We start from the raw sequence: 24525 nt of genomic DNA on the forward strand, positions 1-24525 counted from the left end.
ACCATTATCAATCACGAGAAAAATCACTCAAGCAAGTTGATTGCGGGTAGTGAATTCAGCTTGCTTGATCAAAGTACTGGTAAACAAGTTGGTGACAAATTAGTCACCGATAAGGACGGACAAATTGTTCAAAGCAATTTGCCAGCGGGCGACTATCAACTGAAACAAGTTGCGGTTCCAACTGGATATGTGTTGAATACTGAGACGCAAACAATTACGATTTCAAAGAATACGCCTAAGGTTACGGCTAAGTTTGAAAATGAAGCTAAACCGGTAACGCCTGTGCCAGTTAAAGGTCAATTGACGATTGTTAATCACGAGAAAGGTCAACCATCCAAGTTGATTGCTGGCAGTGAATTCAATTTGTTTGATCAGAAAACTGGTAAACAAGTTGGCAGCAAGTTAGTCACTGATAAGAATGGTCAAATTGTGCAAAGTAATTTGCCAGCGGGCGACTATCAGTTGAAACAAGTTGCTGTGCCAACCGGATATGTGTTGAATACTAAGACACAGACGGTGACGATTTCCAAAGACAATCCCCAAGTTACGGCTAAGTTTGAAAATGAGGCTAAGTCAGTGACACCAGTACCAATCAAAGGTCAATTGACAATCATCAATCATGAAAAGAATCACTCAAACAAGTTGATTGCTGGTAGTGAATTCAAATTGATTAATTCCGAAACTGGTAAACAAGTTGCTGGCAAGTTAGTCACCGACAAGGACGGACGGATTGTTCAAAAAGATTTGGCAGCCGGTGCCTATCAGTTGAAGCAAGTTTCCGTACCAGCTGGCTATGTGTTGAATACTGAGACGCAAATAGTTCAGATTTCTAAGGATAGCCCAACCACAGCCGAGTTTGAAAATGAGGCTAAGTCAGTGACACCAGTACCAATCAAAGGTCAATTGACAATCATCAATCATGTGAAGAATCAGCCAACCAAGTTGATTAGTGGTAGTGAGTTTGTATTGATTGATCAAAGTACTGGTAAACAGATTTTCGGCAAGTTAACTACCGATAAAAATGGTCAAATCGTGCAAAAAGCCTTGCCAGTGGGTGCCTATCGAATTAAACAAGTTTCGGTATCATCAGGTTATTTACTGAATTCTGAGACACAATTTATTAAAGTCTCTGAAGCGACGCCAACGGTGAACATCAAATTTGTCAATGACGTTAAACCAACTGTTTCCAAACCGGATGTTGCGAAACCACAGCAGCCAACTACCAAGCCAAATACTGAGTCGTCATCGGCGGCGGATGCCATTCAGTCGACGAAACCAACGGCTAGTTCGAAGTCGAAAGGAATAGCTAGTTCGAAAGCTAAATCAGCAGCAGCTACAAGTAAATCGAAGACCAAAAATTTACCACAATCAAATGAACAATTATCGATTGGCTTAATAACTTTAGGTGTTTTGTTGTTAGTGTTGGTTTTAGCTTACGCTTGGAAAAAGGCAAAAGTTTCAAAACATTAAGTTAGTCATGCTTCTGAATCAAGAAAACGCACTCGTCTAGTTTGGCGAGCGCGTTTTTGTGTGTCTAGTGAAAGATGGACAATTATTTAGCCTAGCGTAATCAGCCGTTTCAAAACAATCAAATTCGCGCCAAATAAACAGGCACAGATCATCAAGGCCACGATTAGTTGTTGTAAGAGCCGCCAATTTGGACCGCCAGCGAATAATAGCAGGGTAGCATAACCAAATGTCAGTAGTAGCGCCAAAAGAATTGCTAAGTTAGCCAAGGTCGAGTCTAATGTGATCGGCAATTTAGTCTTAAGTGAATGTTTACGCTTACATTTAATTAAATGTACTAAACCCCATTGTGCGTATGAAGCGAGGACGATTAAACGCATCGTTCTGGTCCAAGTGACACTGAAAGCTAGTCCCAAGTAGAGCAGGCTAGTCGCACCGAAGAACCAGCGATTGAACGGTTGTATGAAATTTTGAGAGGTCAAGGCTTGTTTAAAGTTGAGGGGCATGATGATTCCTCCAATTGATTTTTTCTATAGTTTAGCAAGAAATTATCGTATAATGCCAACATTTACGAATGCAATCAGTTTGAGGGGCCCAATTACCCACAAAAAGTAATGCCAACTAATTTACTTAAAGCTGATTATAAGTTGATAATCACGCTAAAATTATTACCGATTATAAATAAAGTCAACACTACCTAACAATTATTTACATAACTGTTAATTATCCGTTAGAATGGCAGTTAAGATGGTAAGTAACCGACAATCAACGGAGGGCTCAAAAATGTTAAACATTCAGAACCTGACCGTGGCTTACGATGACACACCAGTTTTAACTGATGTTGCCGTTCACTTTAACGCCAGCAAGATTACTGGAATCATTGGACCCAACGGTGCGGGTAAATCAACCTTGATCAAAGCCATGCTTGGCTTGATCAAATCACAATCCGGTACAACGACTTATAACGATCGTCCGATTAAACAATTGCAGCGCCAGCTGGCGTACGTTGAACAGCGTAAAGACTTAGACCTCACCTTTCCAATCACCGTTTTTGAGGTTGTTCTGACTGGCACATACGGTAAGTTGGGGCTGTTTCATCGCCCAGGGAAGGCCGAGCGCAAGGCAAGTTTAGCCGCCTTAGCACAAGTGGGACTGGAAAAGTTTGCCGACCGCCAAATTGGCGCGCTTTCCGGTGGTCAATTGCAGCGAGTCTTCGTGGCGCGGGCCATCGTTCAACAAGCAGAAATCATTATTTTGGATGAACCGTTTGTCGGGATTGACCTTCAAAGCGAGACTGCCATTATGACGATTTTGAAGCAGTGGCGTGATGCTGGGAAGACTATCATTGTGGTCCACCATGATTTGAACAAGGTGTCACATTATTTCGATGACTTAGTGATTCTCAATCACGGAATCGTGGATGCGGGCACAGTCGCCGACGTTTATCGGCCAGCGAATATTGCGAAAACGTTTAGCCAGGATCTTTCCAATGTCTTATTTAGCGGTGCGGAGGGGGTAGCGTTATGACCTCAATTACAGCATTTATCACGGCGCTTGGCCGTTACGATTTTTTACAAAGCGCGCTGATCACGGCAATCATGGTCGGGGTCATGTCCGGCATTATTGGCTGTTTCATCATTTTACGCGGCATGTCGATGATGGGTGACGCAATCTCCCATGCGGTTTTACCGGGAGTGGCCGTCGCCTATATGTTAGGAATAAATGTGTTGATTGGTGCTTCAGTTTTTGGCCTCCTAGCAGCCGGCCTGATTGGGTTTGTGGCTAGTCATAGTAAGTTAAAAACAGATACGTCAATTGGCATCGTGTTCTCCGCATTTTATGCCTTAGGGTTCATCCTGATTTCAATGGCGGAAAGTGCGACGAACTTACATCACATTTTATTCGGGAACATTTTAGCAGTCAGCGATACCGATATCATGACGACGGCGGTCGTGCTCGGTCTAGTCATTCTCTTCGTCGTCTTTTTCTACAAGGAATTATTGGTGACGTCCTTTGATGCCACGTTCGCTAGAACCTATGGCTTAAAAGCCCAATTATTGCACTATGCCCTAATGCTGGTTTTAACGCTCGTCACGGTTTCAGCCTTACAGACGGTCGGTATTATTCTAGTCGTCGCAATGTTGATTACGCCGGCAGCAACGGCGTTCCTATGGACAGATAAGCTCGGGACCATGTTAGTGTTGGCAGCGACGATTGGTGCAGTGTCATCAGTGGTCGGCCTATACTTTAGTTACAGCTTGAATTGGGCTTCGGGTCCGGCAATTGTGTTGATTGCAGCAATTATTTTTGGGGTGTCATTCTTGATTTCACCAAAACAAGCGCTGTTCACCAATTTACGGCGGCCAAGGCAGGTGCCAGCATGAAGAAAAATTTCGTTGCCGTTTTAGCGGTAGTTGCCATGATTACAGGGGTAGCGCTGTTTCTGCAGCAACGGCAACAAGTTGACGCAGAAACGACTCGGCGTCCTGGCAAATTACGTGTTGTTAGTACGAATTCGATTTTAGATGATCTGGTTCGGCAGGTTGGTGGGGATAAAGTTGATGCTTATTCGATCGTAAAGCGGGGAACTGATCCGCACGAATATGACCCACAACCAACGGATATTACCGCAACGGCGGATGCTGATGTCGTATTTTACAACGGTTTACAGTTGGAAACGGGCGGGAATGGCTGGTTTAAGAAACTGGTCAAAGCGTCAAGGAAGAACTTTAATGAAGACGTCTTTGCGGCCAGTCAAGGTGTGCCGGTCCGTTATTTAACGACCAATCGGCATGAGCCGGATCCCCACGCTTGGTTGGATTTGGCCAATGGTCAACAGTACGTCGCAACGATCAGCCGGATCTTACAGCAAAAAGATCCCGCAAACGCTAAGTTTTACGAACGGAATGCTACGGCTTATCAAGCCAAATTACAACGATTACATCAGACGTCACAAGCCAAGTTTGCGACGTTACCGGCTAATCGACGTTTATTGGTGACTTCCGAAGGGGCATTCAAGTATTTTGCGGCGGCGTACGGCATTCAGGCGGCCTACATTTGGGAAGTGAACACGGAATCTCAAGGGACACCAGAACAAATGCAGGCCGTCGTTAAGCAGATTCGTCAGTCGAATGTGCAAAATCTATTTGTGGAAACGTCAGTCTCACCGAAATCAATGCAAAAGCTCGCTCAGGAAACTAAGTTACCAATCAAAGCGACTTTATATACCGACTCGCTAGGCGCAGCCGGCTCGACTGGTGCGACTTATTATCAGATGATGAATTGGAACCTGACGCAAATTTATCAAGGTCTATCGGCCTCATAAGTTTAAACGTGCGATCCAAGACAAGATGAGCTGCCTTGAGTCGCACGTTTTGATGTTCGTGATTCGGCGCAACAAAAAGCTCCCCATCAAATGATGAGGAGCTGGCGATCCTACTGCGCCAAACGATGGGCGGTAATGAGCGCTAATAATTGCTGAAACTCGGGTGGTACGGTACCTTTTCCACTACGATGAACATAGTCGGTGGCGTGCCGCAGGGTCCCATTTGAAACTTGCTGACTGCTTCGATACTGGCTTTCAAGTGACAAGCCAATTTCCCATTCAATCTTGGCTTTAGTCGACTGGCCCAAAGGCTCACTATAAGTCGGCCAAGGTTGTACCACGCCCATCAGCTCTTTAACGAGAGCTGGGAGGGTGTCACGCTCGATTGAGAAATGGGTATGCCAGTAATTGGCTGAAAACCAATGCTTGAAATTGGGCCAGCGGGTTTCATGAACGATGAAGCGCTGCGGGCCAGTTTCACACCGAAGTTGATAGTAACCGTCATCATTTCGCAACTTAAAGTACAGAGTTGCCACTGCTACCGGTTGGTTAGACATGTTTCATTCTCCTGAGTAAAGATTTCCAAATTGGTGCATACCAGTATTATGGACGCAGTTTGTCGTTTACACAAGTAATTTTTACCTGAAAAGGGTAACTTTATATGAATGCTATCAGTTTAAGAACCGTACTTAAAAACAAACCGCGTCTGGAACGCAATCCAGGCGCGGTTTGTTGTGTTAATTAGTCGTCTTCTTGTTCGAAGGAGAGTTCGGTCATTGACAGTTCTAAGTCATCCAAAACATCATTTTCGCTGAGAAAGGCCGCCCAAGCTTTCGGCGTTTGTTCACGTGTGTGGGGAACGATCTTGCCGCGAATGTTCTCAATCACTTCATCCAACATTTTGTCGGCTTGGCGGTTGATTTCTGCTTCGTTGAATCGTCGTGCGGGTAAACGGTCCATATTTTGTTTATTTAAGTAATCGGTACATTTGTCCATGAAAATACTGATGACCTGCGAGTTGTCAGCAAGGTAAGCTTTTAATGTCTCGTTATCCAAATTTTTTCCTCCTAATAATCCGGCTAAACGCCTAAAACTACTATAACACAGGGACTCGTGCTTGGTGCTAGTTGAAATTGCCGCCTGCCGGTTGGCTGCTAAAATGCTGGAACGCCATGGGCCATTTTGAAGCCAAAAGGCGGTCTTCAAAACTGGCCTTGGCCTAAGTCCGAGCAGTCCACTCGCACTAAGGCCAACGACATGGCTGAGCATTTTAGCAACCAACCTCTCGGCTAAATAATTGAACTAAAAATAATCAATCATTAATTTTTTTAATAGCCGTTAATTAACGTCGGGCGGGCCAGAATTGGCTCAGTGGTGAAGTTTATCTTAGACGGTGATTTTCCGTCTTAGATAAAGCCCGGCTTGGAAGACCGCTCTTTGGCTTCCAAACGCGGCCACCACGTTCCAGCCAATTTTGGCCCAACCAGAGTGGTAATTTAAACCAACTTGCACCAAACGTAGGGACTCGTTAATCGGTTTCTAAGGCGCTGTGTAAAATTTCTAATAGTTTCAATTGGGTCGGCGTGAGAATATGTGATGTCCGATAGACGATACTCGTAATAAATTCAGGTTGTTCATCATCGAGTAACTCTAACCGGACAACATTATCGTTGTAATGATCAACGACCGTAGTTAAAAAGCCAATCCCGACGTTTTCCGCAATCAGTTTCATTAAGACGTGGGTATCGTTAGAACGAAAGACGATATTGGGGCGAAAATGATTGCGCCGGGTGAGTTTATTAAAAGCAGTATTATGCACAAAGTTACTATTAAAGAATACAAAGTCTTCGTGACGTAATTCGCTGAAGTAGATTCGTTTGCGTTTGGCCAACGGATGATCACGTGACACGAAAATGCTAAACGGCTGGCGGTCGAATTCTTCAGCCAACAACGTTTGATAGGAGAGGGGTTCAACGGATCCCAATAAGGCCATATCGACGCGACCATTACGAACGGCTTCTCGTAAGGCGATTGAGCCACCTTCGATGGTCTGAATAGTTGCCAACATGTCGGCGGCCGATAATTTGGCCGCAATTTGTGGAAAATAGTGGTTTTCGATAATTGGGGGCAACCCTAAGACAATTTGCTGCTGGGTTAAATTCGTGATTTCTTGATGGGCAATCTTGAGTTGCCGCAAGATAATTTCGGCGTGTTCGGCGAGTTGTTCGCCGCTGGCAGTTGGCGTCAGGGCATTATGGACCCGGTCGCGGATAATTAATTTTGTATTGAATTCAGTTTCTAGTCGTTTAACGGCCGTGGTAATGGTCGGCTGACTGACTTTAAAAAAAGTCGCAACTTTTGAAAAACTTTTTTGCAAAATTAATTGATGAAAATAGTCTAAGTCTTTTGTATTCATTTTAACTCCTTTAAAACCAACGTTTGTTAGTACCTTATAAATAATATTTATATCATAGCACAGATTTGACTATAAGATTTGCTCGGCGCTAAACTGTTGTTTGTCAATTGATAAGCGCAAGGCTTTGACCGAATGATGAGTCATACGATAGGGTATAGCCTGTTGGAGATTCAATTCGTTCACTTAACTTATTAAACAAAAAATGGAGGAATTATAAATATGACTCAAACCGCTGATACAATTTTAAATAACCCATTTTTAAATAAAGGGACGGCGTTTACGAAAGCTGAACGCCAACAATTAGGCTTAACTGGGACCTTACCAGCTGCCGTACAAACGATTGAAGAACAAACGACCCAAGCTTACGGTCAATTCCAAAGCAAGGCGACTCGGTTAGAAAAACGGATTTTCTTAATGAACTTGTTTAATGAAAACCGGACACTTTTCTACCACTTGATGGATCAACACGTGGTTGAATTCATGCCAATCGTTTATGATCCAGTGGTTGCTGATTCAATCGAACAATACAATCAATTATTCTTAGACCCACAAAACGCTGCGTTTGTTTCAGTTGATGCGCCTGAAGACGTAGAAGCAACCTTGAAGAACGCTGCTGAAGGCCGCGACATTCGCTTAGTCGTTGTGACTGATGCTGAAGGTATCTTAGGTATGGGCGACTGGGGTGTTAACGGGGTCGATATCGCCGTTGGTAAGCTGATGGTTTATACCGCTGCTGCGGGGATTGATCCTTCACAAGTCCTACCAGTTAGCATTGATGCTGGGACCAACAACCAAAAATTATTGGACGACCCAATGTATCTTGGTAACCGTCACAAACGGGTTTATGGTGATCAATACTACGATGTCATCGACAAGTTTGTTGAAGCAGAACAAAAGTTGTTCCCAGAATCACTTTTACATTGGGAAGACTTTGGTCGTTCAAACGCACAAGTTATTTTAGATAAATATAAAGATAAAATTGCGACCTTCAATGATGATATCCAAGGGACTGGGATGGTCGTTTTGGCCGGAATCTTAGGCGCCTTGAACATCTCTAAGGAAAGCATCAAGGACCAAAAAATCTTATCATTCGGTGCTGGGACTGCCGGCATGGGGATCGCCAATCAAATTATGGATGAACTCATGCAAGCTGGTTTGACCGAAGCTGAAGCCAAACAACATTTCTATGCCGTTGACAAGCAAGGCTTGCTTTTCGATGATACCGAAGACTTGACGCCAGCTCAAAAAGAATTCACGCGTTCACGGAGCGAATTTAGCAATGCGGATGAGTTGACGAACTTGGAAGCCGTTGTCAAGGCTGTTCATCCAACTGTCATGATTGGGACCTCAACTCAACCAGGGACCTTTACAGAAAGCATCATCAAAGAAATGGCTGCCCATACTGATCGTCCAATCATTTTCCCATTATCAAATCCAACCAAATTAGCAGAAGCTAAAGCGGAAGATTTGATCAAATGGACTGATGGCCGGGCCTTAGTTGCGACTGGGATCCCTGCTGACGACGTTGAATACAATGGCGTCACTTATCAAATCGGGCAAGGTAACAATGCCCTCATGTACCCAGGACTTGGTTTTGGCTTGATTGCCTCAACCGCTAAAGTCTTAAACAGTGAAACGTTATCTGCGGCTTGCCATGCTTTAGGTGGCATCGTGGATACATCGAAGCCTGGTGCGGCAGTCTTACCACCAGTTTCAAAAATCACTGAATTTTCACAAAAATTAGCTGAAGTCGTCGCACAAAGTGTCCTCGACCAAAAGCTGAACAAAGAACCAATCACGAGTGCCAAGCAAGCTGTTGCTGACATGAAGTGGGTTCCTGAATATAAATAATTAGTGGTCGCCTGAGAGAAGCGATTTGGTTAATTAAAAAAAGTTGAAAGTGGGAATAAAAACTCATGGCTGTTTTATGGAATTCGATCCAAAGCGTACTTGTGGTCGTTTTGATCATGGTGCTTGGATTCATCTTACGTCGTACTGGCTGGTTCGCAGATAGTTTTGCGGGAAATATTTCAAAATTTATTAAGAATATTGCTTTGCCAGCGTCAATCTTTGTGTCAGTATTAAGTCGTCTCACACGGGGACAATTAGGATCATTTTCAGGCTACTTAGCCTATGCTTTCATCGCCGTCATTATCGGTTACTTGATTGCCTTTGCTTTAGTTAAGATTATGAAGATTCGTCCCGGCCGTAAAGGGATCTTTATCAACGCGGTCGTCAACGCCAACACGATTTTCATCGGGTTACCTTTGAACATCGCATTATTCGGCGAAAAGAGTATGACTTACTTCTTAGTTTATTATATTGTGAATACCGTTTCGACTTGGGCATTTGGGGTCTTCTTGATTTCTAACGATGATCCAACGAAGCCAAAGGGTAAAACGCACAATAAGATCGACTGGAAGAAAGTTATCCCAATGCCATTAGTTGGGTTCTTAGTTGCCTTAGTCTTCTTATTGTTGAACATTCCAATCTTGAAGATTTCGTTCATTAACTCAACGTTAACCTACGTGGGTAACTTGGTCACACCACTCTCATTGATCTATATTGGGATCGTGTTAGCGGATGCCGGGTTAGGCAGTATCAAGTTTGATCGTGATACAGTCGTTGCATTGATTGGCCGTTTCATCCTGTCACCAATCGTCATGATCGCCGTGATCATGGTCGCTGGCAACGTTGGGGCTAGCTTCCCAACCATGGCTTCACAAACGTTGATCGTGCAATCCGCAACGCCAATGTTGGCTGTCTTGCCGATTTTGGCGAACGAAGCGCATGGAGATGTTGAATACGCGACAAACGTTGTGACAACGAGTACCGTGTTATTCATCATCGTTGTACCAATCTTGATGTCATTAATTCAATTTATCTAAAATTAAAAAATTATGAAAAAGGGCTTGCCGTTGAGTGGTGAGTCCTTTTTTGTTTCCAATTGGATTATTAGTTAAGAATTTTTGTTCAAAATAACTAATGATCGTTGAATCGCATAAGAACCCGCTTACAACCGCACTATTTTGAAATAATCGTTGGATTTGCTTGACTAATGGGCTGAAAATCAATAAAATTAACAACGTTGCATTAATAAGAATTCAATTAGGAGGCCCTCATTTGATGAAAGCATCACAGCGGTTACTGGTTAAGAAACCAGTTGACCCAGCAAACTTTAATAAAGGCGGTTTGGCAAAGTCTCTAGATGCCTTCAGCTTGACCATGATGGGCGTGGGCGCGATTGTTGGTTCTGGGATCTTTATCACTCCTGGGATTATTGCGGCCAAGTACGCTGGGCCCGCGGCGATGCTGTCATTCGTGATTGCGGCCGTCGTTTGTTCGTTGGCGGCTTTATGCTATGCGGAATTTGCGTCCACGATTCCGTTAGCGGGGAGTGCCTATACTTATGTTTATACGGTTTTCGGCGAATTTTTGGCTTGGATCTTAGGCTGGTCGTTGATCTCGGAATATTTGTTTGCCGTTTCTTCGGTGGCAGTCAGTTGGTCCTCATATTTTCAAAATTTACTGAGTGGCTTTGGTATTAAGTTGCCGGAATTTTTATCGGCAGCTGCTGGAACTGCCGGTGTACTGCATGCCGGTTTTAATTTAATTGCCTTTGTCGTTGTTTTAGCCATTTCATTATTATTAGTCGGTGGGGTTCAGGAGTCGACGAGAGTTAACTCGATTATGGTCGTGGTCAAGATCATGGTGATTGTGCTATTTATTGGTGTTGCCATCTTCTTCGTTAAACCAGCTAATTTCCACCCATTTATGCCACATGGCTTTCATGGACTAGTTAAAGGGGCGTCATTAGCGTTTTACGCTTATATTGGTTTTGACGCGGTCTCAACGGCTTCAGAAGAAGTTAAGAATCCTAAACGGGATATGCCGATTGGGATCATTGGGTCGTTGATTGTTGCTTCGATTCTGTACGTCGCCATGGCAGCAGTTTTGGTTGGGGTGGTTCATTACACGAAATTAAACGTTGGCGATCCAGTCGCCTATGCTTTGGCTGTGATTCACCAAAATTGGGCAGCTGGAATCGTCTCATTAGGGGCGGTCGTTGGGATGACTACCGTGCTCATCGTGATGTTATATGGTGGGACGCGGTTACTCTTTGCGATTAGTCGTGATGGGCTATTACCAAAGGCCTTTCGTAGTTTGAGCCCACGCACTAAAGTTCCAGTCAAAAGTACTTGGATCTTTGGGATCATTGCCAGCGTCTTTGCGGCGGTTATTCCGTTGGATAAAATTGCCGAACTGGTCAATATTGGGACGTTATTTGCATTTGCGATGGTTTCAATTGGGGTTGTTTTTTTGCGTAAGCATGAAACGCTCCAGCAGATCAACAGCTCGTTCAAAGTGCCATTTTATCCAGTGCTACCAATCGTGTCATTCTTGGCATGTATTTACTTGATGTTAAACTTGCAGATCTTTACTTGGAAGATGTTTGGCATCTGGATCACGATTGGAATTATCATTTATTTTGTTTATAGTTATCGTCATTCACGGATTCGCGCACGCTTACGTGATGAAGAAGTTAAATAGCGTACTGAAACGAGTCTTGCGGGGCTCGTTTTTTGGTGTTTCAACTTTCTCGACATGCTATAATGAGTTCTATTCTTAACGGCGAATCCATGGAGGTGTGCGGATGCAACGACGGTCAAAGGCTTATCATATTAGTATTTTAGCGGTATTGATTGCGATTGTGATCAGTCAAAATGTGGTGCCATTTTTCGGATATATTCCAATTCTTGGACTGAGTTTAACCACGATTCATGTGACGGTGATCATTGCTGCGGTTGTCCTCGGACCCAAAGATGGGGCCATCGTCGGCGGTGCTTGGGGGCTAATTGACTGGGCGCGGGCGTTTATCGCGCCGACAAGTGCCTTAGCGCCACTAGTCTTCACGAATCCCTTAGTCTCAGTGTTACCGCGAATCTTGATTGGCGTGGTCGCCGGCTGGCTTTTTATTGCATTGAAGCAACGCGCTAAACCAGCTGTGGGGTTGACTCTCGCTGGTGTTGCCGGGTCACTGACAAATACGGTTCTGGTACTCGGGCTGATTGGCACGCTATATCGCCATGCGGCGGCTGGCTTTTACCAAGTTGATTTGAGCAAATTAATGCCATACTTACTGACAGTGGTGGGGACAAATGGGATTCCAGAAGCAATCTTGGCTGGAATTGTCGTTCCATTGATTGGGGTACCATTATTACGTTATCGACAGCGCAAAGGGTAATTTTTCAGAAAAATAATGAGACACTAAAAAGGTCGGTCATTACTTGTGATTATAAAGTAATGACCGACCTTTTGATTAAATTCAGGTGATTGCAAACGTTGAGACATTAAACCGGTTGGACTTGTTTTTGACTGATGACAACTCTGTCATGATACTTATCCACAATTTCTGGATCAGTACTTTCAAAGGTGATCAGATAAGAATTTGTGTAGGCTTTTGCAATTTCGCCAGTGAAGGACTGTCCTTCAAGTGTAAATGTCACTTTAGTGCCGATTTCCATGCGTTAGCCTCTTCTCTAGTTAATTCAGTTAAATATAGCACGGATTAACAGAATGTCAACTAATGTCGGCGTAGCCCCATGAAGAGGCCCACCTACAACTAGGTCGTTTTACGGCAGGTTGCGTGCTATATGCAACTCTTTTAAGCGTTAGTGATGGGTGTGTTAAATGTCAACAGGGATGAGTTTAACACCATCCCAGTAATTACCTGGATTAAACACATTTAAAATGTGTGGTGTTGAAACGCTTTAGAATAAATTGATTTATTTTCTGAGATGACTCGATATGACGACTATTATTTAGAGGAAGAGTCACTAAATCACTGGTTTTCGACGACTGGAATGAGTAAAGACTCAGTAAATAGAATAGTTATTAGCTGGCGGATAGATCAATGGATGTGGACAAAAGACTTGTAATCGTTTTGTGCGATGTTAGACATGCTGTAGTCAGTGTCGCCATTAAACTCGAGTACATGGTGAGTATGTCAACTAACAAACCGATTTTTGGCCTAACGTGGGTTTAATAATTAGTGAGTTTGACTATTTTTAGAATAAAAGTTGAGATTGATTGAATTTTCACTTATCAGTTGATATGATTAGGGTGAATTGATTGGTTCCGCTTACTTAGGTGAACCAAATCGTTTAATAAAAGGGGGGACCTTTATGAATCTCGGATTAAGCATTTTATCCTTGGCGCGTTTTCAATTCGCAATGACAACGGTGTTTCATTTCTTCTTTGTGCCATTATCAATTGGGTTAGCACTGGTTGTTGCGATTATGGAAACCGTCTATGTTGTCAAGAAAGACGTGCTTTATAAGCATATGGCACAATTTTGGGGACGGATCTTCTTACTTAGCTTCGCCGTTGGGGTTGTGACAGGGATTATTCAAGAATTTCAATTTGGGATGAACTGGTCTGATTATTCACGTTTTATGGGTGACATTTTTGGGGCGCCACTTGCAATTGAAGCGTTAGTGGCGTTCTTTATGGAATCCACGTTTATTGGGCTTTGGATGTTTGGTTGGGATCGGTTTAATGCTAAATTGCACTGTGCGTTCATCTGGTTGACGTCGATTGGGACGATGATCTCGGCGATGTGGATTTTAGCGGCAAACAGTTTCATGCAAAATCCAGTTGGTTTCATGATCAACGCTAAGACTGGTCGGGCACAAATGACGAGCTTTAGCGCGGTGATTAAGAATCCGCAACTTTGGAACGAATTGCCTCATGTTTTGTTTGGTGCGTTCGTGACCGGGTCATTCGTGGTTGCTGGAATGGCTGCATTTGCCTTACTCAAAGGTAAAAATGTTAACTTCTTCCGGAAATCACTTAAAGTTAGTTTGATTGTTGGCTTGGTTGCCACGATTGGGGTTGTCGCAGTTGGTGATGTGCAGACACGTTACATCATTAAAGAACAACCAATGAAGTTTGCGGCGACTGAAGGGCTTTATAAGGACTCTGGCTCGCCAGCGGCATGGTCCGTTGTTTCCAGCATGGATACCAAGAATCACAAAACGAATTGGTCCATTGAAGTTCCTTACGTGCTGGATATCTTGAGTTACCATAAATTGTCTGGGAATGTTAAGGGTCAAAATACGTTGAATAAGGAATTCCATGCTAAGTATGATAAGAAGTTTGGCAAGAACATGAATTACTATGTACCAACTAAGACGTTGTTCTGGAGTTTCCGGGTCATGACAATTGCCGGTGGCTTGTTTGCCTTGATTGCCATTATTGGACTCTTCTTTAACCGCGCAGGGACTAATCTGATCCTTAGCCAACGCTGGTTCTTATGGGTCTTAGGGATTTGTACCTTCTTACCATTTGCTGCCAATACGGCTGGTTGGTTGATCACTGAATTGGGTCGTTATCCATGGGTCGTTTATGGTCTCTTGACAATTGCCGATGCGGTTTCACCGAATGTCAGTGTGGCGTCCTTGTTGATTTCAAACATTGTTTACTTCTGTGTCTTCAGTGGGTTAGGGGTCGTCATGATTGTCTTATCACGGCGTGCTTTGCATCATGGCCCAGACGACTTGTTACAGGCAACTGATGACGCACCATACGATCCTTACGGTAAGGGGGCGTTCAGTCATGAGTAACTTACAATTATTATGGTTCATTTTAGTTGGCGTCTTATTTAGTGGGTTCTTCTTCCTTGAAGGGTTTGACTTCGGGGTCGGAATGACGATTAAGAGCTTGGCACAAACCCGAGCGGAACGCGATGTGGTCATTCACACGATCGGTCCTCACTGGGATGCCAATGAAGTTTGGTTGATCACTGCTGGTGGGGCAATGTTTGCCTCATTCCCAATGTGGTACGCAACCTTATTCTCAGGCTTTTATCTGATTCTGTTGTTGATTCTGGTGGCGTTGATCATGCGTGGGGTTTCGTTTGAATTCCGAAGCCGCATGGAAAGTGATGCTGGTCGGAATTTCTGGGAATGGGCAGCCGCACTGGGTAGTTTCTTTGCGGCCTTCCTATTTGGGATGATGTTTACAGCGATGGTCAAAGGGATGCCAATCAATGCGCATGGCGATATGACTGCCCACTTCACTGACTACGTTAACTTGTTCTCAATTGTTGGTGGGGTCGCAGTCACCTTACTCTGCTACTTACACGGCTTGAACTTTATTCGGCTCAAGACGACTGGAACACTACGGACGCGTGCCTTACAATGGGCAAAACCGCTATACTGGGTGCTCTTTGCGGGTGAAGTGGTCTTTGCCATTCTCTTGTACTTCAACACTGACTTCTTTGCCAAGAAACCAATCTCAACATTGATTTTGGTGGTCGCTCTAGTTGTCTTAACTTGTTTAGCAACTTGGGGTGTCTATGGTAATCATGAATGGCTATCATTTATTAGCAGTGGTTTGTCCTTGATCGACGTGGTCGTCCTCTTATTTAATGGGCTGTTCCCACGGGTCATGGTCGCGAATAATGCGGTTAATAGTATCCTCATTAAGGATGCTTCAAATTCGCCTTATACGTTGCATTTGATGACGGTGATTGCTTTAAGCGTCTTGCCAATTATGCTGGTTTACTTCATTTGGAGTTACTGGGTCTTTTACAAGCGCTTGGCGTCCTAAACGAGTTTTAACCACCAAATAGTTAAAGCGGTGGTACAATTAAATTGCACGGATCGGGTCGTGACTTGGCCAAGTGCCAAGTCGCGGCCTTTTAATATTTTAAGCGGGGGTGACGGAGATGTTTGATCCGGCGCTATTCAAACTCCCTGGGATGCGACGGTTAACGGTGATCTTAGCGCTGTTAGCGGTCGTGGAGGGAATCTGTATTATTATTCAGGCCCAGTTTTTGTCAGTTGCGATCGTGGGGTTATGGCATTTAAAGTCGTTAGCCACGATACTGCAACCCATGCTGATCTTTGCAATTGCGTGGACGGGACGCCAATTGTTAGTTGTCTTTAAAAACTGGTTGATGTATCCCATCGTTGAAAAAACTAGCGGCAAAATGCGGCGACAAGTGATGCAAAAACTGTATCAATTAGGACCGAGTTATGTCGCAAAAACTGGGACTGGGAATGTGGTTACGACTGCCTTGGAAGGTATTGACAAGGTTCAGACTTATTTGATGCTAGTCGTCATCAAAGTCATTGATATGATGGTGATTCCGTGGGTTATTCTTGTTTATATTGCCTGGTTGCGTTGGCGTGAAGCACTATTCTTATTAGCTATTTTTCCGTTAATTATTTTATTTATGATTATTTTAGGCTACGCTGCTCAAGCTAAGGCCGATAAACAATACGTTGGTTATCAGCGGCTCTCAAATCACTTCGTGGATACGCTACGGGGGTTGCCAACCTTAAAGCAACTTGGACTCAGCAAGCAGTATGCGCATAATGTTTATCAGGTCAGTGAAGGTTATCGCAAGCAAACGATGGCAGTCATTAAAGTCGCAATGTTATCAACCTTTGCGTTGGATTTCTTTACGACGCTGTCAATTGCGGTCGTCGCAGTCTTCTTAGGGTTTGGGCTGATCAATGGCACCATTACCCTATTACCGGCACTAGTGATTTTAGTATTGTCTCCAGATTATTTCTTACCACTCCGTACGTTTGCAAGTGATTATCATGCCACCTTAAATGGAAAAAATGCTTTCGCTGACGTGCAAAAAATGTTAGCGCTGCCGGTCCCAACTGATCGTGATCAATTGGGCGAACAACCGTTAGCTTGGCAGGCAGATAGTACGCTTAGCCTGAAACAGGTGGACTTTAGTTACGATGACCAGCAACCGGCTTTAAAACAGTTGGATCTGGTTGCTAAAGGGTACCAACGAATCGGCATTATTGGGGCGTCTGGTTCCGGAAAATCGACGTTGATCAATTTGTTAGGTGGTTTCTTAAGCCCGATGCCCGGTCACGGGACGATTGAAGTTAACGGTCAACCAGTGTCACATTTAGGTCAAACGGCTTGGCAGCAAAGTTTCTTCTATATTCCACAAAATCCGTATTTATTCCATGCGTCCTTGGCAGAAAATATTGCCTTTTATCAACCGCAAGCGGGCCTCAGCGCCATCGGTCAAGCCGCAGAAAAAGCGGGCTTAACGGCCTGGATCAAAACGCTGCCAGATGGGTTGAACACCCAGATTGGTGAAGGTGCACGCGGTGTCAGTGGCGGGCAAGCGCAACGAATCGCTTTAGCGCGAGCCTTTCTTGATGATTCGCGGAAGATTCTCTTGTTTGATGAACCGACTGCGCATTTGGACATTGAAACCGAGGCCGAATTGAAGCAAACGATTTTGCCGGTCTTTGAGCATCATTTGGTTTTCTTTGCGACGCATCGGTTGCACTGGATCAATCAAATGGATTATGTGCTCGTCATGGACCACGGCGCCATCGTGGAACAAGGGACGCCAGCGGAATTGGCCGCCCACAATGGGGCTTATGGCCATTTACGTGATGAAATGGTAGGTGCAATCTGATGAAAGCCTTTTTTGAAACATTTAAACATGATACTTGGGTCATGCCCTATCTGCGTAAGTATAAAAAGTTGTTAGCCTTGACGCTGTTCTTGGGCTTGATGACCTTTTTCTGTGGGTCAGCGTTAATGTTTAACTCGGGTTATTTAATTAGTAAAGCCGCGCGGCATCCGTACAACATTTTGATGATTTACGTGCCGATTGTGTTGACCAGAGCGTTCGGGATTGGTCGCCCAGCTTTTCGGTATGCTGAACGGATCACGAGTCATAACTGGGTGCTACGTATCGTTTCAGATTTTCGCAAAAAGCTCTACCAAGCGGTTGCGAAGCACGCTGTAGCGATTCGTCAGAATTTTCAAACGGGTGATGTGCTCAGTATTTTAGCGGATGATATTGACCATATCGAAAATCTTTATTTGCGGACGGTATTTCCAACGGTCATTGCCTGGCTCATGTATTTGATGATTGTGATTGCACTGGGTTATTTTAGCTGGTGGTTTGGCCTATTGATGTTGTTGATGTTAGGCCTGATCATCATTGCAATGCCATTATGGTCCGTTTTGATCAACGGGGCTCGTGAATCACAAAGTCGCAAAATCCAACAGACATTCTATACGCAGCTAACGGATGCGGTGATGGGCCTAGGTGATTGGCTGATTTCTGGCCGCAAAACCGACTTTTATGACCGTCAGACGGCGCCAATTGATGAAATTGCGCGTCTACGTCGAGCCGACCACCGTTTTCAGTGGTGGCGGGATTTCACGATCCAATTGTTGTTCGGCATCATCTGTCTTGCGTTGCTAATTTGGAGTAGTTTCTATTGGACGACGAATCAGGCGAGCGCCAATTGGATTGCGGCCTTCGTACTCTCTGTTTTTCCGCTAGTCGATGCCTTTCAATCGGTCAGCCAAGGGGTCAGTGAATGGCCAAGTTACCAACGGTCGATTCGGCGCGTGAATGCCTTAGACACAACACCGGTGGATGAAACGGATCAAACCGTGTTAACCGAACAGTTTAGTGGCTTGCGGGTCGCTGATTTGGATTTCCAATACGAAGCCGGCACGCGGCCAATTTTCAAAAAGTTAAATTTAAGTTTGGCAGCTGGTGAAAAGTTAGCCCTTTTAGGACCGTCTGGAACGGGTAAAAGTACTTTGTTGAAGCTAATTCTGGGCGATTTAACCCCGACCAGTGGGAGCATTCAGTTAAATGATGTGCCAATCAGTCGTTTACAGAACGAACGAGCCAAGTTGTTTGGTGTGCTGGATCAACAACCGTATCTCTTCAATACGTCAATTATGAATAACGTGCGGATGGGGAACCCCGATGCGACGGATGCGCAGGTCAAAGCGGCGTTAAAGGCCGTCGAATTGGCACCACTGATCGAAGGTTTACCGGATCAATATGAAACGGTCGTCGAAGAAGGCGGGGCACGTTTTTCTGGTGGCGAACGGCAACGAATCGCCTTGGCGCGGATCTTACTACAAGATGCGCCGATTATTATTTTGGACGAGCCTACGGTCAGTTTGGACCCAATTACGGAGTCGCATTTGTTGGCCACGGTTTTCCGGGTTTTACAAGATAAAACGATTTTGTGGGTCACGCACCATTTGGCTGGCATCAACTATGTCGATCAGGTTCGGTTCCTTGAAGCGGGCGCGTTCGATATGGCTGGCACGCCGCAAGAACTCTATGCGACGGCACCGCGGTTTAAACGGTTATACGATTTAGATCAAGGTCATGATGAAGTATGAGTTTAAAATCAGAGTGCGACAACAAACTGTTAATTTGTGAGTGTTAACGTAGAAACAGCGACTATTCCGGGGTTTGGAATAGTCGCTGTTTCTGGGTTAAGCGGAGAAAATTGTCTGTTGTCGCACGTGTCGACCATCATAATAGTAAGCTAACTGCTCAGAAATACTGATTGTTCTTGACTGATGAAGTGAACTTAATTGCCGCCTACCGGTCGGTTCGTTTAGGGCTGGAACGCTGTGAATCGTTTTCGAGCCAAAATGCGGTCTCGAAAATCGATTTTTGACTAACCGCGGCAGTTCACCGCGCTAAGTCAAATGCCACGGCTGAGCCCTAACCGAACCGACCTCACGGCTAAATTATGTGCTAAAACTGAACTTAGTTATGCGTTAAAATAAAATTTTTACTTGAATTCGATAACTAACACTTGTCGTTGAATTGAGGCAGAGATGGCCTGAATATTGCACCTGGGTCACTTGTCGTTGATAGCATCGGCCGTGTAGGTGGCGTCCGGCGATTTTCCGGGCGAAGGGCAAGACGGCCCTCAGACGCATGTTATCAACAGCAACCGGAAGCAGCAATTATTAATTGTCTTTTATTGTCTTCTAACTAGCCGTGGCTTAATTGATTTGGTCAAAGCGGTTGAGTTCGTCCATCATGGCTGAACGGCGTGCATAGCGTTTGCGCCAACCAGCGATGAGCTCTGTTGCTAGCTGGCGACCATTAGGATAGCGTTTCATTTGATTTAAAACTGCGACTAATTCGCGGTAATGTTCACGGGATCCAGTCGTGGTTGCCATTGCTTCAACAGTTGTGGCAAGCTTTTGGCAGAGTTGATCAGAAAATTTAGCTTTTAGAATCGGACCGTAAGTCTCGACACCCGTTAGGCCATCTTCTGCTAAAACCGCGGTTAATAACCGATGGTAGAGATGGTCTTCAGCGTAGAGCGGTTCTAGATTGGTTCGAGGGCGCATTGAGTTAAATAATTTTTCCCGTTCAGTTAGCCAGTTATCCGGTGAAAAGCAGTGTTTTAACTCGCGGTAATCGGCTAGCTCGACAGTTGTTTGATGGGTCAGTAGCGACCACAATTCTTGTTGATAATGCGTTTGATCACCAAGCCGCTGATAAAGCGTTTTGAGTTGGCGACTGTAGTCTTCGGAAGCGCCAAGTGAATGCTGGTCTTGTTTTTTACCAGCAACTAGTAATTGAATCGCCTGCGCGTCATTTTTTTGAGCTATGCAAAAGTCAATGTAATATTGACGGACTTGGTGGTAACTGAGATTAGCCTCACAAAATGCGGTGATCGTTGCAGGTGATGCCGATTGCGCGTCGAGGACTTGCAAATGATAGCCCGCCCATTTGGAACCGTTGATTTCCCGTTCCCAATCATCAGTGATAGTGCTAGCTTGGTTTAGCATTGTTTCAGTTAGAGCAAGCTTACGAGTTAAAAAGCTGGCGTCTTGGAAATTATTGAAGAGCAAGTCTTCAATAATATTGTCAAAAAGGTCGTTGGAATCTGCTAGTTTTTGTTGGAACCAAGCAAACGCCTGTTGTTTAAGTGGCAGGTCAGCCTGACTAAGAATTTGTTGCCAAGCGTCTGAACAGGCGCGAGTCAGGATAAAAAGTTCACCATTAGAGTCATCGATGTCTAAGTTTTCCAGGTTAACAAAGGTTGTTTCAACAAGGCTTAAAGCCATTGAAAGCTGCTTTTGAGCAATCATCGGCTGAATCACAGTCTTGAAAAAAGTTGATAACTCACTTTCAAAATCCCCAGCATCTTCATAATCAATAAAATCATCTTGATCTAAGTAGTCATCAAAAATACTATCAAGTTCATCTTCGTAAACGCGTTGATCAGTTTCTGAGAGCGTTTTGGTGACCATTAACTTAAACTGGCTAGTCAACTGTGGATCCTGTTGGAGTAAAGTTGTTAAAAAATCACGAACTTGTTGTTCAGTTGCTTGAGCAACGAGCGTGGCCACTTGTTGAGTTTGCTGAGTGATTTTTGGCGCAGTGAACGGCTTGTCGTTGTAAAGCAAGACTGCCGCCATATGTTTACAATAATTGCCTTCAGCGGCGTAAGGACAGTCACAGAGTGCATGCTGAATCTTATCATGTCGAAAGGTGATTGCAACGTCGTAAAGCTGTGAGCCTTCGACGGTGGCTTCAACGCCATCACCAGTCGATTTGAATTCTGTCACTAGTCCACGCTGATAATAATCGACGCCACGGGCGAGAATTTGGGGTTGAAAAAGGGATTGCCAAGCCATCTGTGTGACCTCCAATTTCTGAGTTGAGTTAGCCTTACTATAGCAAAATTGTGTCAACAAGCCAATACTGAAGATGTCTCATCTCGAATCGTCATTGTCTCGAAATATAAAGCGGCAATCACACTGAATTGTCAGGTGGTTGCCGCTTTGAAATTTGGAATGATTAGTGATTACGAACGAGTAATTGGGTCACCAGGCGTCGAATGGTTTGTTGCGTGGCGCCGGCTGGCAAGTCGTTGATCAAACTAAGCGCTTGTTGCGTATATTGGGTCGCAAGCTGTTGGGCGCGGGTGACGCCACCTAACACAATGACTTGATCACGAATAGTCAAGAGTTGTTCGTTGGTGACAGTCGCACCCGGCATGGGTAGTTGTCGCGCCAAACTTGGGTCAGTTTGTAGGGCATAGATGAGTGGTAGTGAGTAAACGCCATCTTTCAAATCACTCAAAATTGGTTTGTGGGTGAGTTTTTCATCGCCAGCATAATCCAGAATATCATCGAGCATTTGATAGGCAATCCCAAGTTGTTGGCCAATTTGTTGCGCTAACTGAACGATTTCCGTAGGGGCTTTAGCGAGATGAGCGCCTTGCTCGCAGCTTAGGCTAAATAAGCGGGCGGTTTTACCGGCAGCCACGGCCAAATAATCCGTTAGTGTGGTCGTGGGGTTAAAATTGTGCGCCATCTGATCGAGTTCCCCTTGCAAAATACCGCGCATGGCTGCGGTATTTCGTTTAACATCTTCCCGGCTTAAGGCGGCTAACAAAACTTGGTCAAAATAGCAGGTGAACAACAAATCCCCGGCGTAAATCGCATTGCGTTGACCGTAATCTTGGTGAATTGTCGTGATGTGTCGCCGCTCCTTGGCTTCATCGATCACATCATCATGGATTAAAGTGGCGACGTGTAAAAGTTCCATTGCCGCTGCGCCAGCTTGTAAACGTGCTGGTTCTTGGTCAGTCCCAAATTGGCTGAATAAATAGAAGAAACCAGGACGTAAAAATTTACCCCCGGCCGCCAAAAGTTCGTGGACGCGTTGATCAATGGCCGGATTATTAATTTGGACTTGAGCCAAAAGATAAGGCTTTAGCGCCTTTAATTGTTGATGTACTGGTGTATTTGGTTGCCAAATCGTCTGAATCATGCTTGTTCACCCCGTCAGTGGGGTGTGTCAAAACTTGCAGCCCCACGCATTCTAAAATACAATCTAACTTAAAGGTACAAAACGCGCTAATACTTGTCAAATAAAAGGGGAGTCAATTTTTGAAACCAAAAGTATTTTTGGAATTCGTTGAAATAAAATCACTTATTGCCAGCGTGCTGCCGTTTGTCCTGGGGAGTTTGTACGCTGTCTATAATTATCATCAGGTCCATCTAGGCTATTTATTATTATTCTTTGTAGCGTCTTCCTTATTTCATATGGCGACGAACGCGAACGACAACTATCAAGATTTCTTACATGCCCCACGCGACGCGGCTAATCAGGAGTTTTTGGAAGCAACCAACGTGGTGGGTGTCAATCAAATTTCCATTCGACAAGCACGCACACTAACTTTTGGTTTGGGTGGAATCTCATTGATCCTCGGTCTCTGGTTAGTGACTCAGACCGGGTTGCCGTTACTTTGGATGGGGATTTATTCCTATGCGGTCGGTTATTTTTATGCTGGCGGACCGAAGCCAATTTCATCAGGACCGTTTGGAGAATTTTTCTCTGGTTTCACGATGGGATTCATGATTTTCTGGATCTCGGTTTATATCAACACGTATGATGTCGCACCAATTACTTGGCACGGGACTTTCAACGTCATGATTTCAGCTGGTCTAGCTATTTTTGCAATTTCTAATATTATGTTGGCAAATAATATTTGTGATATGGATGAAGACATTGCCTTAGGGCGGCATACGATTGTTTCTTATTTGGGTAAGCCGGTGATGTTACAAGTCTTTGCATGGAGCTATATTGTTGGCTATATCTGTCTGATGGTGGCGGTTTGGATTGGTGTTTTACCAAAGCTAAGTTTGTTGACCTTACTAAGCGTCATCCCGGTCCTGAAAAATACGCGCCAATTTATGCGGAAACAAGTCAAACGGGAAACGTTTATTTTAGCCATCAAGAATGCCAGCATCATCTGCTTGACGTTCGTGGTTTGCATGGGTTTGGGGTTGATTTTTAATTAGGCCGACTTGATTGGCAAAGTGATGGCTGCCAAAGTGATTTTTGACCGTTCAGCCGAACAACTGGGGTTACTTATACGGTAATGATTGTTACAATATAACCCATAGGTGAAAGTGAGGTGAACGACACATGTTAGTATTAAATGGTATTTTGGCTTTTATTGTCATTCGCAACATTGGCGTTGAATCACAACTGGAAATTCGGTCTAAGTATCGCTGGGGTCAACTAGTTGTGGCTGGTTTACTTGTGATATGGGGTGCTGGTAGCTATGGTGGTTTAACGAGCTTTTCAGATTTACTATTCTGGACCTTGTTCTTCATGGTCAACATCATGATGGGAACGGGTGGCTTGGCGACGCATCGGCTAGTTTTACCAGGGGCGTGGTTCCGACGCACGATTAAATTTGAAGAGATTGCTGGTATTGAAATTGCGGCAATTCCTGCGATTCCAGCGATAGAAAAGAAGACCCGTGTAATCGTGAAGTTCATCTTAAATTCACATCGGGAAATCAGTATGGTTTTCAATGGGACTGTTACGACCGTAAAAACGGCGTTGCAGGCTAAGTTGGGTCAGCAAGTGGCCATTGAAATTTCAAAATTCGAATAAGACTAACAAGGTATGCTGATCAATTTGGTTGGAATACCTTTTTTTGACGTCTTATAT

Annotated in this window: 21 protein-coding genes; 14 read left to right on the top strand and 7 right to left on the bottom strand. The window is 44.4% G+C overall.

The features are described 5' to 3' along the window. The coding region (locus FFM70_RS13875) for an MSCRAMM family protein (protein WP_171002358.1) at positions 1-1470 on the top strand (1470 nt) is incomplete at its 5' end. Positions 1471-1556: 86 nt separating this feature from the next. Here the strand turns inward: FFM70_RS13875 and FFM70_RS10560 are convergent. Further along, positions 1557-1973: a hypothetical protein gene (locus tag FFM70_RS10560; RefSeq protein ID WP_137616819.1), complete on the bottom strand. Its 417-nt coding sequence runs from the start codon at positions 1971-1973 to the stop codon at positions 1557-1559. A gap of 277 nt (positions 1974-2250) precedes the next feature. Between FFM70_RS10560 and FFM70_RS10565 the strand changes: the two genes are divergently transcribed. Genes FFM70_RS10565 through FFM70_RS10575 form a run of 3 tightly spaced genes read left to right on the top strand, consistent with a single transcriptional unit; the run spans position 2251 to position 4792 of the window. Next, a complete protein-coding gene (locus tag FFM70_RS10565; protein WP_137616820.1) occupies positions 2251-2994 on the top strand; it encodes a metal ABC transporter ATP-binding protein in 744 nt (247 codons plus the stop codon). Beyond that, entirely contained in the window at positions 2991-3851 is an 861-nt protein-coding gene (locus tag FFM70_RS10570) for a metal ABC transporter permease (RefSeq protein ID WP_137616821.1), read from the top strand. The genes FFM70_RS10565 and FFM70_RS10570 overlap by 4 nt, the downstream gene beginning before the upstream one ends. Then, positions 3848-4792, top strand: a complete 945-nt coding sequence (locus tag FFM70_RS10575) for a metal ABC transporter solute-binding protein, Zn/Mn family (protein WP_137616822.1) — start codon at positions 3848-3850, stop codon at positions 4790-4792. Before FFM70_RS10570 ends, FFM70_RS10575 begins: the two co-directional genes overlap by 4 nt. A gap of 110 nt (positions 4793-4902) precedes the next feature. On the opposite strand, the gene FFM70_RS10580 is transcribed toward FFM70_RS10575, so the two are convergent. From FFM70_RS10580 to FFM70_RS10590, 3 genes are all read right to left on the bottom strand, one after another. Then, on the bottom strand, positions 4903-5349 hold the full coding sequence (locus tag FFM70_RS10580; RefSeq protein WP_137616823.1) for a hypothetical protein: 447 nt from the start codon (positions 5347-5349) through the stop codon (positions 4903-4905). A 184-nt stretch (positions 5350-5533) separates the two neighbouring features. Next, positions 5534-5848, bottom strand: coding sequence for a hypothetical protein (locus tag FFM70_RS10585; protein ID WP_137616824.1), 315 nt, complete (start codon positions 5846-5848; stop codon positions 5534-5536). A gap of 472 nt (positions 5849-6320) precedes the next feature. Then, complete coding sequence (locus FFM70_RS10590; protein WP_137616825.1) at positions 6321-7208, bottom strand: LysR substrate-binding domain-containing protein; 888 nt, start codon at positions 7206-7208, stop codon at positions 6321-6323. Positions 7209-7427: 219 nt separating this feature from the next. Between FFM70_RS10590 and FFM70_RS10595 the strand changes: the two genes are divergently transcribed. From FFM70_RS10595 to FFM70_RS10610, 4 genes are all read left to right on the top strand, one after another. Continuing rightward, positions 7428-9059, top strand: coding sequence for a malolactic enzyme (locus FFM70_RS10595; RefSeq protein ID WP_137616826.1), 1632 nt, complete (start codon positions 7428-7430; stop codon positions 9057-9059). A 65-nt stretch (positions 9060-9124) separates the two neighbouring features. Beyond that, entirely contained in the window at positions 9125-10096 is a 972-nt protein-coding gene (locus tag FFM70_RS10600; RefSeq protein ID WP_137616827.1) for an AEC family transporter, read from the top strand. 238 nt (positions 10097-10334) lie between these two features. Beyond that, complete coding sequence (locus FFM70_RS10605; protein ID WP_137616828.1) at positions 10335-11759, top strand: amino acid permease; 1425 nt, start codon at positions 10335-10337, stop codon at positions 11757-11759. Between the two features lie 103 nt (positions 11760-11862). Further along, positions 11863-12453, top strand: a complete 591-nt coding sequence (locus FFM70_RS10610) for an ECF transporter S component (protein ID WP_137616829.1) — start codon at positions 11863-11865, stop codon at positions 12451-12453. Between the two features lie 106 nt (positions 12454-12559). Here FFM70_RS10610 and FFM70_RS10615 read toward each other — a convergent pair whose 3' ends face one another. Beyond that, complete coding sequence (locus tag FFM70_RS10615) at positions 12560-12733, bottom strand: hypothetical protein (protein WP_137616830.1); 174 nt, start codon at positions 12731-12733, stop codon at positions 12560-12562. A 660-nt stretch (positions 12734-13393) separates the two neighbouring features. Between FFM70_RS10615 and FFM70_RS10620 the strand changes: the two genes are divergently transcribed. The 4 genes from FFM70_RS10620 (at position 13394) to cydC (ending at position 19421) form a co-directional block, all read left to right on the top strand. After that, positions 13394-14833, top strand: coding sequence for a cytochrome ubiquinol oxidase subunit I (locus FFM70_RS10620; protein ID WP_137616831.1), 1440 nt, complete (start codon positions 13394-13396; stop codon positions 14831-14833). Further along, entirely contained in the window at positions 14826-15821 is a 996-nt protein-coding gene (gene cydB, locus FFM70_RS10625) for a cytochrome d ubiquinol oxidase subunit II (protein ID WP_137616832.1), read from the top strand. The genes FFM70_RS10620 and cydB overlap by 8 nt, the downstream gene beginning before the upstream one ends. A 118-nt stretch (positions 15822-15939) precedes the next feature. Continuing rightward, positions 15940-17673 carry a thiol reductant ABC exporter subunit CydD gene (cydD, locus tag FFM70_RS10630; RefSeq protein WP_137616833.1) on the top strand — a complete coding sequence of 578 codons (1734 nt, stop codon included), beginning with the start codon at positions 15940-15942 and terminating at the stop codon, positions 17671-17673. After that, positions 17673-19421, top strand: coding sequence for a thiol reductant ABC exporter subunit CydC (gene cydC, locus FFM70_RS10635; RefSeq protein WP_137616834.1), 1749 nt, complete (start codon positions 17673-17675; stop codon positions 19419-19421). The genes cydD and cydC overlap by 1 nt, the downstream gene beginning before the upstream one ends. 618 nt (positions 19422-20039) lie before the next feature. Here cydC and FFM70_RS10640 read toward each other — a convergent pair. Together FFM70_RS10640 and FFM70_RS10645 are read right to left on the bottom strand one after the other, a co-directional pair. Then, complete coding sequence (locus tag FFM70_RS10640; protein WP_137616835.1) at positions 20040-21689, bottom strand: SWIM zinc finger family protein; 1650 nt, start codon at positions 21687-21689, stop codon at positions 20040-20042. Positions 21690-21852: 163 nt separating this feature from the next. Next, positions 21853-22830, bottom strand: a complete 978-nt coding sequence (locus FFM70_RS10645; protein WP_137616836.1) for a polyprenyl synthetase family protein — start codon at positions 22828-22830, stop codon at positions 21853-21855. A gap of 119 nt (positions 22831-22949) precedes the next feature. Here FFM70_RS10645 and FFM70_RS10650 point away from each other — a divergent pair, with 119 nt between their 5' ends. Beyond that, positions 22950-23864: a 1,4-dihydroxy-2-naphthoate polyprenyltransferase gene (locus tag FFM70_RS10650; RefSeq protein ID WP_137616837.1), complete on the top strand. Its 915-nt coding sequence runs from the start codon at positions 22950-22952 to the stop codon at positions 23862-23864. A 127-nt stretch (positions 23865-23991) separates the two neighbouring features. Continuing rightward, the gene (locus FFM70_RS10655) at positions 23992-24468 is read left to right on the top strand and encodes a hypothetical protein (protein WP_137616838.1); all 477 of its coding nucleotides are present in this window, start codon (positions 23992-23994) and stop codon (positions 24466-24468) included. Positions 24469-24525 lie beyond the last annotated feature (57 nt).

It is taken from the genome of Lactiplantibacillus nangangensis (assembly GCF_005405065.1).
Lineage (GTDB): Bacteria > Bacillota > Bacilli > Lactobacillales > Lactobacillaceae > Lactiplantibacillus > Lactiplantibacillus nangangensis.

What these genes read in the sequence shown, in the direction of transcription:
- FFM70_RS10595 (WP_137616826.1), top strand. Translation starts at nt 7,428, where the DNA reads ATGACTCAAACCGCTGATACAATTTTAAATAACCCATTTTTAAATAAA.
- FFM70_RS10575 (WP_137616822.1), top strand. Translation starts at nt 3,848, where the DNA reads ATGAAGAAAAATTTCGTTGCCGTTTTAGCGGTAGTTGCCATGATTACA.
- FFM70_RS10645 (WP_137616836.1), bottom strand. Translation starts at nt 22,830, where the DNA reads ATGATTCAGACGATTTGGCAACCAAATACACCAGTACATCAACAATTA.
- FFM70_RS10600 (WP_137616827.1), top strand. Translation starts at nt 9,125, where the DNA reads ATGGCTGTTTTATGGAATTCGATCCAAAGCGTACTTGTGGTCGTTTTG.
- FFM70_RS10640 (WP_137616835.1), bottom strand. Translation starts at nt 21,689, where the DNA reads ATGGCTTGGCAATCCCTTTTTCAACCCCAAATTCTCGCCCGTGGCGTC.
- FFM70_RS10560 (WP_137616819.1), bottom strand. Translation starts at nt 1,973, where the DNA reads ATGCCCCTCAACTTTAAACAAGCCTTGACCTCTCAAAATTTCATACAA.
- FFM70_RS10655 (WP_137616838.1), top strand. Translation starts at nt 23,992, where the DNA reads ATGTTAGTATTAAATGGTATTTTGGCTTTTATTGTCATTCGCAACATT.
- FFM70_RS10580 (WP_137616823.1), bottom strand. Translation starts at nt 5,349, where the DNA reads ATGTCTAACCAACCGGTAGCAGTGGCAACTCTGTACTTTAAGTTGCGA.
- FFM70_RS10570 (WP_137616821.1), top strand. Translation starts at nt 2,991, where the DNA reads ATGACCTCAATTACAGCATTTATCACGGCGCTTGGCCGTTACGATTTT.
- FFM70_RS10610 (WP_137616829.1), top strand. Translation starts at nt 11,863, where the DNA reads ATGCAACGACGGTCAAAGGCTTATCATATTAGTATTTTAGCGGTATTG.
- cydC (WP_137616834.1), top strand. Translation starts at nt 17,673, where the DNA reads ATGAAAGCCTTTTTTGAAACATTTAAACATGATACTTGGGTCATGCCC.
- FFM70_RS10565 (WP_137616820.1), top strand. Translation starts at nt 2,251, where the DNA reads ATGTTAAACATTCAGAACCTGACCGTGGCTTACGATGACACACCAGTT.
- cydB (WP_137616832.1), top strand. Translation starts at nt 14,826, where the DNA reads ATGAGTAACTTACAATTATTATGGTTCATTTTAGTTGGCGTCTTATTT.
- FFM70_RS10605 (WP_137616828.1), top strand. Translation starts at nt 10,335, where the DNA reads ATGAAAGCATCACAGCGGTTACTGGTTAAGAAACCAGTTGACCCAGCA.
- cydD (WP_137616833.1), top strand. Translation starts at nt 15,940, where the DNA reads ATGTTTGATCCGGCGCTATTCAAACTCCCTGGGATGCGACGGTTAACG.
- FFM70_RS10615 (WP_137616830.1), bottom strand. Translation starts at nt 12,733, where the DNA reads ATGGAAATCGGCACTAAAGTGACATTTACACTTGAAGGACAGTCCTTC.
- FFM70_RS10590 (WP_137616825.1), bottom strand. Translation starts at nt 7,208, where the DNA reads ATGAATACAAAAGACTTAGACTATTTTCATCAATTAATTTTGCAAAAA.
- FFM70_RS10620 (WP_137616831.1), top strand. Translation starts at nt 13,394, where the DNA reads ATGAATCTCGGATTAAGCATTTTATCCTTGGCGCGTTTTCAATTCGCA.